We start from the raw sequence: 15,647 nt of genomic DNA, 5'->3' as shown, positions 1-15,647 counted from the left end.
ACCCGTACGGGGGACGGACAGGGCGCGGGTACTCAGCTCAGTCCTGAGTACCGGTGAGGGGGCGGGCGTAGCGCAGCAGGTCGAGCAGGACGCCGCCGTTGTCGTCCGGGACGACGGTGCCGTCGGGGCGCCAGCCGGCCGACTCGTAGAACCGGCGGGCCCGGGCGTTCTCCGCGAGGACCCAGAGCACCGCCTCCCGGTACCCGGCCTCCCGCATGGCGGTCACCGTCGCGGCCGTCAACTCACGGCCCGTGCCGGTGCCCCAGTGGTCGGGGTCCGCGTACAGGGCGCCCAGTTCGGCGCGGTGCGGGTGGTCCTCCCCGGCCGGTGCGTAGGTGGCGAAGGCGGCGATCCGCTGCGGGTCCGCCGCCGGGTGGGCGACCAGGACGCCCCTGCGGTGCCCGGGCTGCCCGAGGATCTCCTGCCAGGTGCGGGTCTTCGCCACCGGGTCCAGGGCGTCCAGGTAGGGCTGGGGGACGATCCCGACGTACGCCGCCCGCCACGCCCGCACGTGCACCCGGGCGATCTCCGCCGCGTCCGCGGTCCGTGCCGCTCGTATCCGCATGCCGGTCATGATCGTCGGCCCACCGGCCGGACACCACCCCCGCACGGCGGGTCACCCACCGGCGCGCGCTGGACGACGCGCCCCCGCCGGCCACCGACGCGCAGGGCGTGCGCGGGGCGCACCCGCACCGGGGCCGGTACGGTCACGGTTCCCGTACGGGGAAGTCCTCAGGAGGCGCGGGGCACCAGGGCGGCGCCGGGGGCGGGGGAGGAGGTGACCCGGGCGGTGCGGCAGTGGGCGCCGGCGCGCAGCGCCTCGGCCACCGTGCGCCCGGCGCCCTCGTCCTTGACCAGGAACGCCGTGGTGGGACCGGAGCCCGAGACGAGTGCCGCGAGCGCTCCGGCCTCGACGCCCGCCGCGAGGGTGTGCGCCAACGAGGGGAACAGCGACAGCGCGGCCGGCTGGAGGTCGTTGGCGAGCGCCCCGGCCAGGGCGACCGCATCGCCCGAGCGCAGCGCCTCCAACAGCGCCGGGGCGGCGGCGGGCGCGGGCACCGCGGTGGCCGCGGTCAGCCGGTCGAACTCCCGGTACACCGCGGGCGTCGACAGTCCGCCCTCGGCCGCCGCGAACACCCACCAGAAGTCGCCGCCGACCTCCAGCGGCTCCAGCAGCTCGCCCCGCCCGGTGCCCAGTGCCGCCCCGCCGACCAGGCTGAACGGCACGTCGCTGCCCAATTCCGCGCACAGCTCCAGCAGCTCCGCGCGACTCGCCCCGGTGCCCCACAGCGCGTCGCAGGCGACCAGCGCGCCGGCCGCGTCGGCGCTGCCGCCGGCCATGCCGCCGGCCACCGGGATGTCCTTGGCGATGTGCAGGTGCACCCGGGGCTCCCGACCGAACCGCTCGGCCAGCAGCAGGGCCGCCCGTGCGGCGAGGTTGCTGCGGTCCAGCGGCACCTGGTCGGCGTCCGGCCCGGTGCAGGTGATCCGCAGCTCCTCGGCGGGGGCCGCGGTGACCTCGTCGTACAGGCCCACGGCGAGGAAGACGTTGGCCAGGTCGTGGAACCCGTCCGGGCGGGCGGCGCCCACCGCGAGCTGCACGTTCACCTTCGCGGGCACCCGCACGGTCACCGCGGCGGCCCGGTCGCCGCTCATCGGTCGGCCTCCGTCCCGCGGGCCGCGGGGGCCTGCTCGGCGATCCGGGCGAACTCCTCCACCGTCAGCGCCTCGCCGCGGGCCTGCGGGGACACCCCGGCCGCGACCAGCGCCGCCTCGGCCGCCGCCGCGGAACCGGCCCAGCCGCTGAGCGCCGCCCGCAGTGTCTTGCGGCGCTGCGCGAAGGCCGCGTCCACCACCCGGAACACCGCCTTGCGGGAGGCCGTCGTGCTGACCGGCGTCGTCCGCCGCACCAGCGACACCAGACCGCTGTCCACGTTCGGCGCCGGCCAGAACACCGTGCGTCCGATCGATCCGGCGCGCTTGACCTCGGCGTACCAGTTGGCCTTCACCGAGGGCACCCCGTACACCTTGGAGCCGGGCGCGGCGGCCAGCCGGTCGGCAACCTCGGCCTGCACCATCACCAGGGTGCGCTCGATGCTGGGGAAGGTCTCCAGCATGTGCAGCAGCACCGGCACGGCCACGTTGTACGGGAGGTTCGCGACCAGTGCGGTCGGCGCCGGGCCGGGCAGTTCGGCGACCCGCATCGCATCGCTGTGCACCAGCGAGAAACGGGCGGCCCGCTCCGGCAGCCGGGCCGCGACGGTCGCCGGCAGCGCCGCCGCCAGCACCTCGTCGATCTCCACCGCCGTCACGTGCTCGGCGACCTCCAGGAGCGCCAGGGTCAGCGAGCCGAGCCCGGGCCCGACCTCGACCACCCGGTCCTCGGGCCGCACCTCGGCGGTGCGGACGATGCGACGCACGGTGTTGGCGTCGATGACGAAGTTCTGGCCGCGCTGCTTGGTCGGCTTCACGCCGAGCGCCGCCGCCAGCTCGCGGACGTCGGCGGGGCCGAGGAGGGGGCCGGGGTCGGTGTTGCTGCTCACCGGTCAAGGGTACGGTCCCGGGGCCACCGCCCCGCCCCCCTGGGGGCGGGCGCTCAGTAGCCGAAGGCGCGGGCCGTGTTCGCGGCGACCGCCGCGGCCAGCACCTCCTCGTCCAGCCCCTTCACCGCGGCCATCGCCCGCAGGGTGACGGGGATCAGGTACGGCGCGTTCGGCCGGCCCCGGAACGGCGCCGGGGTGAGGAACGGCGCGTCGGTCTCCACCAGCACCAGCTCCCGCGGCGCCACCGCGAGGGCGTCCCGCAGCGGCTGGGCGTTCTTGAAGGTGACGTTGCCCGCGAACGACAGGTGATAGCCCTGCCGGGCGCACTCCGCGGCCATCTCCGCATCGCCCGAGAAGCAGTGGAAGACGGTCCGCTCGGGAGCGCCCTCCTCCTTCAGCACCCGCAGCACGTCCTCGTGGGCGTCCCGGTCGTGGATCACCAGCGCCTTGCCGTGCCGCTTGGCGATCTCGATGTGGGCCCGGAACGAGCGCTCCTGCGCGGCCCGGCCCTCCGGCCCGGTGCGGAAGTGGTCCAGGCCCGTCTCGCCGACGCCCTTGACCTGGGGGAGCGCCGCCAGCTCGTCGATCACCGCGAGCGCCTCGTCCAGCGCCGCCTCCCCGCCCGGGCGCCGGGCGCCCTGCCGGGACCAGCCGTCCGGGTCGCCCAGCACGATCCGGGGCGCCTCGTTGGGGTGCAGCGCCACCGTCGCGTGCACCGCGGGGTGGGCCGCCGCCGTCTCGGCCGCCCACCGGGAGCCGGCCAGGTCGCAGCCCACCTGCACCACCGTGGTGACCCCGACCGACGCCGCCTTGGCCAGCGCCTCCTCGACCGTGCCCGACTGCATGTCCAGATGGGTGTGCGCGTCGGCGACCGGCACCGTGAGCGGGGTCGGCAGCGGCGGCGGCGCGTCCTTCTCGGCGCGGCGGGCCGCGGCGGCGGGCGGCGTGGACGGGCTGGGGTGCGGTGTCGCGGACATGCACCGATCCTACGAACCCCGCCGCACCGGGCGGCGGGGTCGGCGCCGTGGGGTCACACCGGGTGCCGGTCGTGCTCGTCCCGGTGACGGAAGGGGTGCAGGAGGTGGGAGAAGCTCCAGTGGCGGTGCGGTCGGTCCGGGGCCGGGGCGTCCGGGGCCGCGGCGTCCTCGTCGTCGTCCGACTCCATCTGACCGATCGGACCCGCCGCGCCGATCACCGTCCCCGGCCGGTCGGTCCGGTGCCTGCCGTGGCCCGGATGCTGCGAACCGCGCAGCAGGTCCAGCACCGAGGACACCTGACCGGCCCGCATGATGCGGACCACGTGCCCCCCGCAGTTCAGGCACGTGGGGGTGCTCAACGGGGACGGCACCCGCTGCCCGTCGGCCAGGTACGTCACGTACGCACGGCCCGCCGGGTCGAGGTGGTGCTCGATCTCGTACGACTGCTCCCAACCGTGCCCGCACCGCATGCAGGCGAAGGCGTACGACTCGTGGACGACGGCGGTCGCCGTGCCGGGGTGACCGGCCCCTGCGATCTCACTCATGCCAGCTCCTCTTGCCCTGCGGACAAGCGCCGCCGGGCGTCGGATGCTGCCGCGACGGCGTGGGGGACGGGTACGTCCTCCTGCCTCCAGTGGACGCTTCTCCCGGCCCGGACGCATCAGCCCTGCCGAGTGTTGGAACCGATTTTGTTCGATCCTGTCCGGGAGGGCCGGTGCGTGGGCCTCGCTTTGCCTTCCACGGTAGTCCTTTGCCCGCCCTTGGTGCTCATCGTGGGGCGTTCTTTGCCGCCACGACCGCGTCGAACACCTCCCGCTTGGGTACCCCCGCCTCCGCCGCGACCGCCGCGATGGCCTCCTTGCGCCGCTCGCCCGCCTCCTCGCGGACCCGGACCCGCCGCACCAGCTCCTCGGGCCCCAGGTCGGCCGGCCCCGGCGCCGGGGCGCCCTCCACCACCACCGTGATCTCCCCGCGCACCCCCTCGGCGGCCCAGGCGGCCAACTCCTCCAGCGGCCCGCGCCGGACCTCCTCGTACGTCTTGGTCAGCTCCCGGCAGACCGCGGCCCGCCGCCCGGCCCCGAACGCCTCCGCCATCGCGGCGAGCGTGTCGGCCAGCCGGTGCGGCGACTCGAAGTAGACGAGGGTGCGCCGCTCCTGCGCCACCTCCCGCAACCGGGACAGCCGCTCGCCCTGCTTGCGCGGCGGGAACCCCTCGAAGCAGAACCGGTCCACCGGCAGTCCCGACAGCGCCAACGCCGTCAGCACCGCCGACGGCCCGGGCACCGCGGTGACCCGCACGCCCTGCTCCACCGCCGCCGCCACCAGCCGGTACCCCGGGTCGGACACCGAGGGCATGCCCGCGTCCGTCACCAACAGCACCCGGGCCCCGCCCGTGAGGGCCTCCACCAGCTCCTTCGTCCGGGCGCTCTCGTTGCCCTCGAAGTACGACACCACCCGCGCCGTCACCGGCACCTCCAGGCCCTGGGCGAGCCGGCGCAGCCGCCGGGTGTCCTCGGCGGCGATCAGGTCCGCGGCCCGCAGCTCCGCCGCCAGCCGCGGCGGCGCGTCCGCGAGGTCCCCGATCGGAGTGCCGGCCAGTACGAGAGTCCCACCCACATCAGTCACCCTTCCAGTCTCCCAGCACGCCCGCCCCCCGCCGCACGCCCCGCCCGCCCCACCGCGGCAACGCGCGGCCCGCGGGGACGCCGCCGCACAGCCGGGTTCCCTACGATGGCGCGGTGACGAGTACCGCGTCCTCGACGGACACCCGACAGGACCAGCCCGCCGCGCCGCGACCCCCCGCCTGGCGACACCGCCTGCGCCGTTTCGGTCACACCCCGCGCCCCCGGGCCGACCTGTGCGGCCAACTGGTGCCCCCGTACAACGAGCCCGGCCCGCGCCTGTGGGCCGCGCTGCGGGTGCCCGAACGGCTGGTGCCCCCGCTGCTGCGCTGGTCCGGGTGGCTGGGTCCGCTGCTGGTGACCGTCCTCGCGGGCGTCCTGCGGTTCTGGAACCTCGGCTCCCCGCGGGACGTGATATTCGACGAGACGTACTACGCCAAGGACGCCTGGGCGATCGTCCACCGCGGGTACGAACTGGAGTGGCCCAAGGAAGTCAACGAGCAGGTCCTCGAACAGGGCGCCGGCATCGCCCTGCCCGAGCAGGCCGCGTACGTCGTCCACCCGCCGCTCGGCAAGTACGTCATCGGCTTCGGCGAATGGCTCTTCGGCTTCGAACCGTACGGCTGGCGGTTCATGACCGCCGTGCTCGGCACCCTCTCGGTGTTCCTGGTGTGCCGCATCGGGCGCCGGCTGCTGCGCTCCACCTTCCTGGGCTGCCTCGCGGGCGCCCTGCTGGCCCTCGACGGCCTGCACTTCGTGATGAGCCGCACCGCGCTGCTCGACCTCATCGTCATGTTCTTCGTCGTCGCCGCCTTCGGCTGCCTGCTGGTCGACCGGGACCGCAGCCGCGCCCGGCTGGCCGCCGCGCTGCCGCCCGGCGAGGACGGGCTGCCCCGCCCCGACGCCCGGATCGCCGACGCCCTGCGGCTCGGCTGGCGGCCGTGGCGGATCGCGGCCGGCGCCTGCCTCGGCCTCGCCGCCGCCACCAAGTGGAACGGCCTCTACTTCCTCGCCGCGTTCGCCGTGCTGTCCGTGCTGTGGGACATCGGCTCCCGCCGCGTCGCCGGCGCCGAACGGGCCTGGCTGACGGTGCTGAAGCGGGACCTGTGCCCGGCCTTCCTCGCCACCGTGCCGACCGCCCTCGCCGCCTACCTGACCACCTGGACCGGCTGGCTGCTCTCCCCGGACGACGGCAGCGGCGGCTACTTCCGCGACTGGGCCACCACCGCCGGCAAGGGCGGCAACTGGACCTGGCTGCCCGACTGGCTGCGCAGCCTGTGGCACTACGAGTCGGTGGTGCTCGACTTCCACAAGGGCCTCGTCACCCCGCACCAGTACGAGTCCAACCCGTGGAGCTGGATCGTCGTCGGCCGGCCCGTCTCGTACTTCTACCGCCCGGTCCCCGCCGGCTCCCCCGAGGGCTGCCCCGCAGACACCGCCGACAAGTGCGTCCGCGAGGTCCTCGCCCTCGGCACCCCCCTGCTGTGGTGGACCGCCTGCGTCGCCCTGCTCTACCTGCTCTGGCGGTGGCTGCTGCGCCGCGACTGGCGGGCGGGCGCGATCCTGTGCGGGGTCGCCGCCGGCTACCTGCCCTGGTTCCTGTACCAGGAGCGGACCATCTTCTACTTCTACGCGGTCGTCTTCGTGCCCTTCCTGTGCCTCGCGGTGGCGATGCTGGTCGGCGCCCTGCTCGGCCCCAAGGGCTCCAGCGAGCTGCGCCGCACCGCCGGCGCGGCGGGCGCGGGCGTGCTGGTGCTGCTCATCGCCTGGAACTTCATCTACTTCTGGCCCCTCTACACCGGCCAGATGATGCCCATCGCCTCCTGGCGCGCCCGGATGTGGCTGGACACCTGGATCTAGCTGGGGGAAGGGGCCCGGCGCTGACCGGCGACGGCCGTCGCCGGGCCGGGGAGGTCGAGGAGCTGCGCTCCAGCGTGGCGTGCTCGTCTCCCACGAGACCGTCCGGGGCTGGTGCGCCGAGTTCGGGCAGGCCCACGCCAACGGACCGTGCCGCCGGCGGGCCCGGCCGGGACAAGTGGCACCTGGACGAGGTCTTCATCAAGATCAACGGAGAGCGGAAGTACCTGTGGCGGGCCGTCGACCGCAACCCGCGCGGAGCGACCTCACCGCTGCTTCATCAATGACGACAGAGGGTGTCGGGTTTACGGCCGACGATGGACGTATGCGCGAAACTCCGGAAGAACTCAACAAGCTCCAGTCCCTCCTCGACACCTCCCTCTCCGGCTCGACCGCACACCTCCGCTCGATCGTCGAGGGCCGCACCATCACGGCGGCGCAGCTCACCGGGGTCCTCACTGGCATGTGCACGCTTGCCCTCTCCACGGTGACCGCAAAGGGCGAACCGCGGATCAGCGGCGTCGACGGGCACTTCCTGCGCGGCCGGTGGCACTTCGGCACGGCGCGCAACGCCGCCAAGGCCCGTCATCTCGCGGCCCGTCCGGCCACCAGCGTCGCGCACATGCGCGGCGAGGACCTCGGCGTGTTCACCCACGGCACGGTGGAGGAGCTGAACCCCGAGGACGCCGAGACCACGGCCGACTGGCAGGAGCTCCTCACCTACTTGAAGGACTTCTACGGCGACGACGCCTTCGACTGGAACCACGAGGTCGTCTACTTCCGGCTGAACCCGCACTGGATGACCGTCTACGCCCCCGACCTCGACAAGCTCACCGGCACGTGACGCCGGGCCCGTCGACGAGGGCCTGCACCTGCCCGTACGGGTGCGGGGCCGGTCGACGGCGCGCCGTCGCGTACCGCCAGCGCCGTGGCGGCGGCCCTCGCCCAGTACCCGCCGGCACAGCAGCGACCCGAGGTTTGCCCTGCCCCCCCCAGCCCTCAACTCCGCTTCGCTGCGTTCGAGCAGGGGGCCGCTCGGCGTCTTGCCGGTCCAGGGGACCAGGAACGGCAAGGTCGCGAGTTGGCCCCGAACCCACGGAAGCAACTCCGCAGAGCACGACGACAGACCCTTGAGTTCCCACCGAGACCCTCAGCACTGACCGGCGACGGCCGTCCCACGACGCTCGTCGTCGGTCGTTGCCGGTCCTGGTCGGCCGCACCCTCGACGGCCCGGTCGTCGCGTGCGGCGTGCCTGCGACGGTGGCGGTGCGGCTAAGGGAAGCGGTTCGGGTCGTGCCAGGAGAGCGCGGGTGCGGCCCACCGGGTCGGTCGCCGGCTCAGGAACCCGCGGGCCCGTACGTCTCCAGCGTCACCAGCACGGCCGCCGCCAGGGCGGAGACGGCCACGACGAGGCCGACCCAGAACGTCGCGAAGCTGTCCGTGGCGGACGGACTTCCAGGGTTTTGCAGGTGGGCGACGTGGGATCGCTGCAACCGACGCCGGACCGGGAGCAGGGCGATCGGCAGGGATCCGATCACCACGCTGTAGACGAACAGGATGACCGGTGTCGGTTCCGAACCGAACAGGGCGCCCAGGACGATCCCGACGCAGGGGAGGGGAAGCGCCGTGAAGATGAACCGTCTGCCCTGCCTCCTAGCCTGCTCGACCCTGGCTCGGATCTCCTCCGGCGCATCCTCGGGCCTGGGGAGCAACACCAAGAGCGTGACGGCGAACAGCACGGTCGCCGCGGCCGCGGTCAGCCACCACACCCGGTCCGGAACTGAGAACAACACCGCTCGTCACCGTCCTTCCCTCGTTTTCGCACTGGTTGGCAACAGCATCCGTGTCCGTCGCGCACAGCACATTGTCTGTATCCGGCAACGTTTCGGTACGACTCGCTGCGCGCTCCCGCCGTGCCGCGCGGACCCGACACCGCCCCCCGCATCTCCCGGGCGCCCCGGTCACCCGGCGGGGCCACCCCGGACGGCCGACTAGGCTGGAAGGCCGGTTCACCCCGGTGACCGGGCCGGTCCATCCCGTGGCAGGAGCGAAATGGCAGTCAACCTCGTCAATGTCGAGTCCGTCGGCAAGGTGTACGGCACCCGTGCCCTGCTCGACGGGGTGTCGCTCGGCGTGAGCGAGGGCGACCGGATCGGCGTGGTGGGACGCAACGGGGACGGCAAGACCACCCTCATCCGGATGCTCGCCAAGCTGGAGGAGGCGGACACCGGCCGGGTCACCCACAGCGGCGGACTGCGGCTCGGCGTCCTCACCCAGCACGACGCGCTGGACCCGTCCGCCACCGTGCGGCACGAGGTGATCGGCGACCTCGCCGACCACCAGTGGGCCGGCAACGCCAAGATCCGCGACGTGCTCACCGGACTCTTCGGCGGGCTGGACCTGCCCGGCTTCCCGCAGGGCCTGGACACCGTGATCGGCCCGCTCTCCGGTGGCGAGCGCCGTCGGGTCGCGCTCGCCAAGCTCCTCATCGACGAGCCGGACCTGCTCGTCCTCGACGAGCCCACCAACCACCTCGACGTGGAGGGCATCGCCTGGCTCGCCGCCCATCTGCGGGCCCGCCGCTCGGCCCTGGTCTGCGTCACCCACGACCGCTGGTTCCTCGACCAGGTGTGCACCCGCATGTGGGACGTCCAGCGGGGCAAGGTGCACGAGTACGAGGGCGGCTACTCCGACTACGTCTTCGCCCGCGCCGAGCGGGAGCGCATCGCCGCCACCGAGGAGGTCAAGCGGCAGAACCTGGTCCGCAAGGAACTCGCCTGGCTGCGCCGGGGCGCCCCCGCCCGCACCTCCAAGCCCCGTTTCCGGGTGGAGGCCGCCAACGAGCTGATCAAGGACGTGCCGCCGCCCCGGGACACCTCCGAGCTGATGAAGTTCGCCAGCGCCCGCCTCGGCAAGACCGTGTTCGACCTGGAGGACGTGACCGTCCAGGCCGGGCCCAAGACCCTGCTCCAGCACCTCACCTGGCAACTCGGCCCGGGCGACCGGATCGGTCTGGTCGGCGTCAACGGCGCCGGGAAGACCTCGCTGCTGCGGGCCCTCGCCGAGGCCGCCCGCACCGGGGGCGAGGCCCAGCCGGCCGCCGGCCGGATCGCGGTGGGCAAGACGGTGCGCCTGGCCTACCTGTCGCAGGAGGTCTCCGAACTCGACCCGCAGCTGCGGGTGCTGGAGGCCGTGCAGCAGGTGCGCGAACGGGTCGACCTCGGCAAGGGCCGGGAGATGACCGCCGGACAGCTCTGCGAGACCTTCGGCTTCGGCAAGGAGAAGCAGTGGACGCCGGTCGGCGACCTCTCCGGCGGTGAGCGCCGCCGCCTCCAGGTGCTGCGGCTGCTGATGGACGAACCCAACGTGCTCTTCCTCGACGAGCCCACCAACGACCTCGACATCGAGACCCTCACCCAGCTCGAAGACCTCCTCGACGGCTGGCCCGGCTCGATGGTCGTGATCTCGCACGACCGGTTCTTCGTGGAGCGCACCACCGACCGGGTGTTCGCGCTGCTCGGCGACGCGACGATGCGGATGCTGCCGCGCGGCATCGACGAGTACCTGGAGCGCCGCGCCCGGATGGGCGAGGCCGCCAAGGCCGCGCAGCCCGCCCGGACCGGGGCGTCGGCGCCGGTCGCCGACCCCGCGGGCGGCGCTCCGGCGCGGTCCGCGGCGCAGGTCCGGGCGGCCCAGAAGGAACTCCAGCGGATCGAGCGGCAGATCGACCGGCTCTCCGGCAAGGAGACCGGGCTGCACGAGCGGATCGCCGAGCACGCCACCGACTTCGAGAAGGTCGCCGTGCTCGACGCCGAACTGCGCGCGCTGGTCGCCGAACGCGAGGACCTCGAAGCCCGATGGCTGGAACTGGCGGACGACGCCGAGTGACGGAGTAGGCGGGATCACGCCACCGGGGCGGCGGGCGGCTCCCGTCTCCCCGGGCGTTCCGGTCGGCCGGATGCAGGTGCTGCGAAGAGGGCGTGAAGGGCCGTAACAGCCGGATCACAAGGCAGTCCGCCCTTGGGCACAGCAGCCGTCCGGGCCCGGTGTGGCCGGGGGCGTGGTGATAGAAAGGGCCACTGAAAACCGCACGCGTACGCATGTTCCCGTATCGCGAGACGCGCAGCGAATCAGTGAAGGGGGAGCGCTGATGAGTCAGTCGCCCGAGGAACGCACACCGGCCGAAGGCTCCGGCATACCGAACGAATCCGGCCAGCCGCCCATGGCGCCGGCCCCGTTCGGGCCTCCTTCGACACCACCGCCCCCCGCCCCTTTCGGGGCCGCCGGGGCCGCGCCCGCGCCCGGTCCGTACCAGGCCCAGGGCCCGTACGGCCAGCCCGCGGGGTACGGCCCGCCGCCGACCGCCGGCCCCTACGGCCAGCCCGTGCCGCCGCCGGGACCGTACGCGCAGTCGGGTCCCTACGGGGCGCAGCCCGGACCCCCCACGGTGCCGACCCCGGGGTACGGACAACCGGGGCCGTACGGGCACCAGCACTACGGGGCGGGCGGGCACGGCCAGCCGCCCCACCCGCCGCAGGCGCCGGCCCCGGGCGGGCGGGGCCCGTTCCGGGGCCGGACCGGGATCGTCCTCGCGGCGGTCGCCGCGCTGGTCGTCGTGGTCGGCGGGACGGTCCTCGCGCTCGGCGCGGGTGACGAGGGGGACGACCCCGCACCGAAGGAGCCCACCCCGGTCGCCGGGGGGAGCACCGCCCCCGCGCCGAGCGCTTCGGCCTCCGTCGACCAGGGCGACGGCAAGGGCGCCGGCGGCTCCGGCGCGGCGGGCGACGGCGTGGACGTCGACGAACTCAACGAGGGCCGTGAGGACGGCGAGTCCCGGGTGCTGTGGTACCGGTCGGCCCCCAAGGTGCCCGGCTCCGGCGCCGAGGCCCCGGGCCTCTGGGTCACCGATGACCTCGTCGTCAAGGCGGCGTACAAGCAGGTCGTCGGGTACGACGCGACCGGCGGCGAGCCCCGGTGGACGGTGGAGCTGCCGCAGAAGGTGTGCGCGGTGGTCCCGCGGCCCACCGGGGACGGCAAGGTGGTCGTCGCCCACATGAGCGGGGTCAGCGACCGCGCCAAGTGCAACCAGCTCCAGCAGATCGACCTCGGGACCGGGGCCAAGGGCTGGACCCAGAAGGTCTCCGAGGGCGGCCTGTTCGACAGTTCCGTGAGCATCGCCCTGCACCTGGTGGGCGACACCCTGGTCGTCGGGCGCTCGATGTCCGGCATCGGGTACGACGTCGACACCGGCAAGCGCCGCTTCGAGGTCGGCAAGCACGGCACGGACTGCTTCCCGAACGGCTTCACCGGCGGAGCCCGGCTGCTGATGGTCGCCGGGTGCGGTGCCGGCGGCGACAACCAGCGCGACGAGGTGCGCCAGTTGGACCCGAAGACCGGCAAGGTGCTGTGGAGCAAGAAGTTCCCCAAGGGGTGGAAGGTCACCCGGGCGCTCTCCGTGGACCCGGTGGTGCTGTACCTGACCAACGAGGAGAAGAAGCAGTGGAACGTCACCGCCCTCCAGGACGGTTCGGCCGCGGTGCGTTCGCAGCTCTCGCTGAAGGAGCAGCCGGAGCTGGACTGCGGCTGGGCCGGCCTCACCCGTGAACTCCAGGGCTGCACGGGCGTGGTCGCCGACGCCGACACGCTGTACCTGGCGACCAAGGCGAAGAGCAGTGCCAACGAACTCCTCGCCGTCAGCCTCGACACCGGCAAGGAGAAGTGGCGCACCGGGGCCACCTACGGGCGCTCCCTGCAACCGCTGCGGATCGAGGACGGCCGGGTCCTCTCGTACGAGCGGCCCAGCCACGACCGCGCGGGGGCGGTCACCGCGATCGAGGTCACCGGGGGCGCTCCCCGGGTGCTCCTGAAGAACCCGGACGGTGCCGCGGCCCTGGAGCGGAGCTTCTTCCAGAAGGCCGTGGCGTACGAGGGCGGCCGCCTGTACCTCTCGACCACGATGTTGAGCAGTACGAAGAACGGTGCGGAGCAGAAGTTGATGATGGCCTTCGGACCGTGACCGCCCCACCCGTTCGGGTGAGTCGACCGGTCGCACGGCGCCACGTCGCACGGCGTGCCCACCCGATCGGGTGGGCACGGGGCGTCAACCCGCGTCCCGTCGACTCACCCCGCACCCTCCGCACCAGCCCGAGCCAGTCACGTTTTTCGAGCCAGTCGCGTACGACACGACACAGCAGTCGATCCCCGAGGTAGAGACGTCATGAGCCACCCGCCCCAGCCGACCGACCCACCCGGAGAGCAGCCCGGGGCCGAGTCGGGGGCCCCGCCACCCCCGGAGCCGGACGGCGCACCCGTGGGCTTCGGCAAGCCCCGGCCGCCGCAGGACGTACCGTCCGCCGGTGGTTTCGGTGCACCCCAGGACCCGTCCGCCGTGGGCTTCGGCGCCCCGCCGGGCCCGCCGCCGCAGCAGGACGGCTTCGGCGCCCCGCCGGCCGCGTACGGGCAGCCGCCGAGCGGCTTCGGCGCGCCTTCGGAGCCGCCGCCCGCCGGTGGTTTCGGTGCGCCGCAGGACCCGTCTGTCGGGGGCTTCGGCGCCCCGCAGCCCCCGCAGCAGGGCGGCTACGGGACCCCGCACCCCGGGTACGGCTACCCCACGGCACCCGCACCGGCGGTGCCCGGGCAGCCCGGGCAGCCCGGCCCCCCGCCGCCCCCGGCGGGCTACGGGTACCCGACCGCGCCGGGCCAGCCGGAGAGCGGCTACGGCTACCCGGGCGGCCCGGGGCCGTCGGGGTTCGGCCAGCCCGGTCAACCGGGCCAGCCCCTCCAGCAGCAGCCCTACGGCGCTCCGTACGGCGCGCCCACGGTGCTGGCGCCGGCTCCGGCGCCGGCTCCGCGCCGGTCGGGGCTGCGCAATCCGGTGACGCTGATCATCGGGGCGGCCGTCCTGGTGATCGCGTTGATCGTCGGCGGCGGCGTCCTGTACGCGGCGTCCGGCGACGACGACAAGAAGAACTCCGCCGGCAAGGGCGACGGGGGCGAGAAGCCGGCCGGCGGCGGGGAGAAGGGCGGCGGGGACGCCAAGGGCGGCGAACCGGTCCCCGCCGGTGGCGAGGCCAAGGAGAAGGCGCCCGCTAACCCCAAGTCCAAGCCGCTGTTCCAGGTGCCCTCGCCGGTGGTCAAGGGCGACAGCACCCTGGTGGTCGCCGGTTCCTGGCTCACCGACAAGGTGTACGCCAAGTCGGGGGTCGGCGAGGTCGTCGGCTACGACCCGGCCGGCGGTGACGAGCGGTGGACGGTGAAGCTGACCGGCCCGGTCTGCGCGGCCAGCCGGCACGTCACGGCCGACAACCGGACCGCGCTGATCGCCCAGCCGGCGATGCCCACCAAGGCGAAGCCGCACCACGGCTGCACCCAGGTGTCGGTGCTCGACCTGGACACCGGCAAGCTGCTGTGGACGAAGACCGCCAAGTCCGCCGACCGGACGGTCTCCTTCGACGAGGTCACCATCGGCGCCGGCACGGTCGCGGCGGGCGGTTCGGCGGGCGGCGCCGCGTGGACCGCTGCGGACGGCGCCCAGTTGTGGGCGCCCAAGCTGGGCGAGCCGTGCTACGACGCCGGGTACGCGGGCGGGGAGAACCTGGTCGCGGTGCGCCGTTGCGGCAGCTTCGACAGCCGCCGGCTGGAGATCCAGAAGCTGGACCCGAAGACCGGCAAGCCGCTGTCCACGTACAAGATGGCGACCGGTGTGGACTACGCGAGCGTCGTCTCCACCAAGCCGCTGGTGGTGGCCGCGGACATCGGTGACTCGGCCGGCGACGGCAGCTCGATCTCCGACTTCTTCGCCATCGACGAGGAGACCGGCAAGCTGCGTTCCAAGTTCACCGCCGAGGGCGACAAGTACGCCGCCCGCTGCGACGCGACCCGGGTGGAGCAGTGCAAGCTGCTGGCCGTGGGCAACGACCGGCTCTACCTGCCCACGGAGGAGCACGACGGCTCCAAGGAGTTCACGGACACCAACGAGGTCGTCGCCTTCGACCTGAAGACCGGCAAGCTGCTCGGCGCCCGGGCCGACGCCGGTGACGGGTACGTGATGACCCCCATCCGGATGGACGGCGGCAACGTGCTGGCCTACCAGCGGGGGCCGTACGACAAGGGCGGTCGGGTGGTCAGCCTGGACGGGACCTCGCTGGAGGAGACCCTGCTGATGGAGAACCCGGCGACGGAGTCCTCGCGGGAGCCGGAGCGGTCCTTCCTGCCGGAGTACGCGGAGTACCTCTTCGGCGACGGACGCTTCTACATGTCGGCGCTGTACGCCAGGAAGCCCTACAGCACGGACGAGGAGGCGTATCTGGCCGTGGCCTTCGGCACCCGCTGAGGTCCGCGGTCCGACGACCGCCGCCGTCCGAGCCCCCGTTCCCCGACACCTGTGCGAGGAACGGGGGCTCAGGCGCGTATTGGGGGCGCACAGAAGTGCGGACCGCGCACGGAAGGGGCGGCGCTTACGCGGGCGTACCGGGTATTTGGGGTGTTCCGCCCCGCGGGTCGGGCCCCGTCCCGCCGTTCGGAGGGGTTCATGGTGCGAAAACGTGTGCGAGGGCGTTCGGTCAGGTGCCGAGACGCCTTCGAAGGTATTACCGTCGGCTTCTCATCCGTAACGCCACCGGTTCGCCGAACAAGCGTGTAGCTTCCGG

The 15,647-nt window shown here is 73.7% G+C and carries 12 protein-coding genes and 1 pseudogene; 6 read left to right on the top strand and 7 right to left on the bottom strand.

Annotation, left to right across the window (positions count from 1 at the left end; translation table 11 throughout):
• Window positions 1–37: 37 nt before the first annotated feature.
• From ABT092_RS13210 to rsmI, 6 genes are all read right to left on the bottom strand, one after another.
• Complete coding sequence (locus ABT092_RS13210; protein WP_351243061.1) at window positions 38–565, bottom strand: GNAT family N-acetyltransferase; 528 nt, start codon at window positions 563–565, stop codon at window positions 38–40.
• 167 nt (window positions 566–732) lie between these two features.
• Window positions 733–1,656, bottom strand: a complete 924-nt coding sequence (locus ABT092_RS13205; protein WP_351243059.1) for a 4-(cytidine 5'-diphospho)-2-C-methyl-D-erythritol kinase — start codon at window positions 1,654–1,656, stop codon at window positions 733–735.
• Entirely contained in the window at window positions 1,653–2,543 is an 891-nt protein-coding gene (rsmA, locus tag ABT092_RS13200; protein WP_351243057.1) for a 16S rRNA (adenine(1518)-N(6)/adenine(1519)-N(6))-dimethyltransferase RsmA, read from the bottom strand. Before rsmA ends, ABT092_RS13205 begins: the two co-directional genes overlap by 4 nt.
• 53 nt (window positions 2,544–2,596) lie before the next feature.
• Window positions 2,597–3,520: a TatD family hydrolase gene (locus ABT092_RS13195; protein ID WP_351243055.1), complete on the bottom strand. Its 924-nt coding sequence runs from the start codon at window positions 3,518–3,520 to the stop codon at window positions 2,597–2,599.
• Between the two features lie 53 nt (window positions 3,521–3,573).
• On the bottom strand, window positions 3,574–4,065 hold the full coding sequence (locus tag ABT092_RS13190) for a hypothetical protein (protein ID WP_351243053.1): 492 nt from the start codon (window positions 4,063–4,065) through the stop codon (window positions 3,574–3,576).
• Window positions 4,066–4,288: 223 nt separating this feature from the next.
• Window positions 4,289–5,137 carry a 16S rRNA (cytidine(1402)-2'-O)-methyltransferase gene (gene rsmI / locus ABT092_RS13185; protein ID WP_351243104.1) on the bottom strand — a complete coding sequence of 283 codons (849 nt, stop codon included), beginning with the start codon at window positions 5,135–5,137 and terminating at the stop codon, window positions 4,289–4,291.
• 122 nt (window positions 5,138–5,259) lie between these two features.
• On the opposite strand from rsmI, the gene ABT092_RS13180 reads away from it, so the two are divergent.
• The 3 genes and pseudogenes from ABT092_RS13180 to ABT092_RS13170 all read left to right on the top strand — a co-directional run bounded on the left by ABT092_RS13180 (window position 5,260) and on the right by ABT092_RS13170 (window position 7,843).
• Window positions 5,260–7,002, top strand: a complete 1,743-nt coding sequence (locus ABT092_RS13180; RefSeq protein WP_351243051.1) for a dolichyl-phosphate-mannose--protein mannosyltransferase — start codon at window positions 5,260–5,262, stop codon at window positions 7,000–7,002.
• Between the two features lie 67 nt (window positions 7,003–7,069).
• Window positions 7,070–7,250: pseudogene (locus ABT092_RS13175) on the top strand (DDE-type integrase/transposase/recombinase); the annotation flags it as partial.
• Between the two features lie 74 nt (window positions 7,251–7,324).
• Window positions 7,325–7,843, top strand: a complete 519-nt coding sequence (locus ABT092_RS13170; RefSeq protein ID WP_351243049.1) for a pyridoxamine 5'-phosphate oxidase family protein — start codon at window positions 7,325–7,327, stop codon at window positions 7,841–7,843.
• Window positions 7,844–8,336: 493 nt separating this feature from the next.
• Here ABT092_RS13170 and ABT092_RS13165 read toward each other — a convergent pair whose 3' ends face one another.
• Entirely contained in the window at window positions 8,337–8,792 is a 456-nt protein-coding gene (locus tag ABT092_RS13165; RefSeq protein WP_351243047.1) for a hypothetical protein, read from the bottom strand.
• A 259-nt stretch (window positions 8,793–9,051) separates the two neighbouring features.
• Between ABT092_RS13165 and ABT092_RS13160 the strand changes: the two genes are divergently transcribed.
• From ABT092_RS13160 to ABT092_RS13150, 3 genes are all read left to right on the top strand, one after another.
• On the top strand, window positions 9,052–10,887 hold the full coding sequence (locus ABT092_RS13160; protein WP_351243045.1) for an ABC-F family ATP-binding cassette domain-containing protein: 1,836 nt from the start codon (window positions 9,052–9,054) through the stop codon (window positions 10,885–10,887).
• 262 nt (window positions 10,888–11,149) lie between these two features.
• Window positions 11,150–13,015 carry an outer membrane protein assembly factor BamB family protein gene (locus ABT092_RS13155; protein WP_351243043.1) on the top strand — a complete coding sequence of 622 codons (1,866 nt, stop codon included), beginning with the start codon at window positions 11,150–11,152 and terminating at the stop codon, window positions 13,013–13,015.
• Window positions 13,016–13,216: 201 nt separating this feature from the next.
• Complete coding sequence (locus tag ABT092_RS13150) at window positions 13,217–15,331, top strand: outer membrane protein assembly factor BamB family protein (RefSeq protein WP_351243041.1); 2,115 nt, start codon at window positions 13,217–13,219, stop codon at window positions 15,329–15,331.
• Window positions 15,332–15,647 lie beyond the last annotated feature (316 nt).

The sequence above is a fragment of the Streptomyces sp. NPDC002490 genome, from assembly GCF_040296045.1.
Taxonomy (GTDB): Bacteria; Actinomycetota; Actinomycetes; order Streptomycetales; family Streptomycetaceae; genus Streptomyces.
This window is presented reverse-complemented; position numbering and strand designations above follow the sequence as displayed.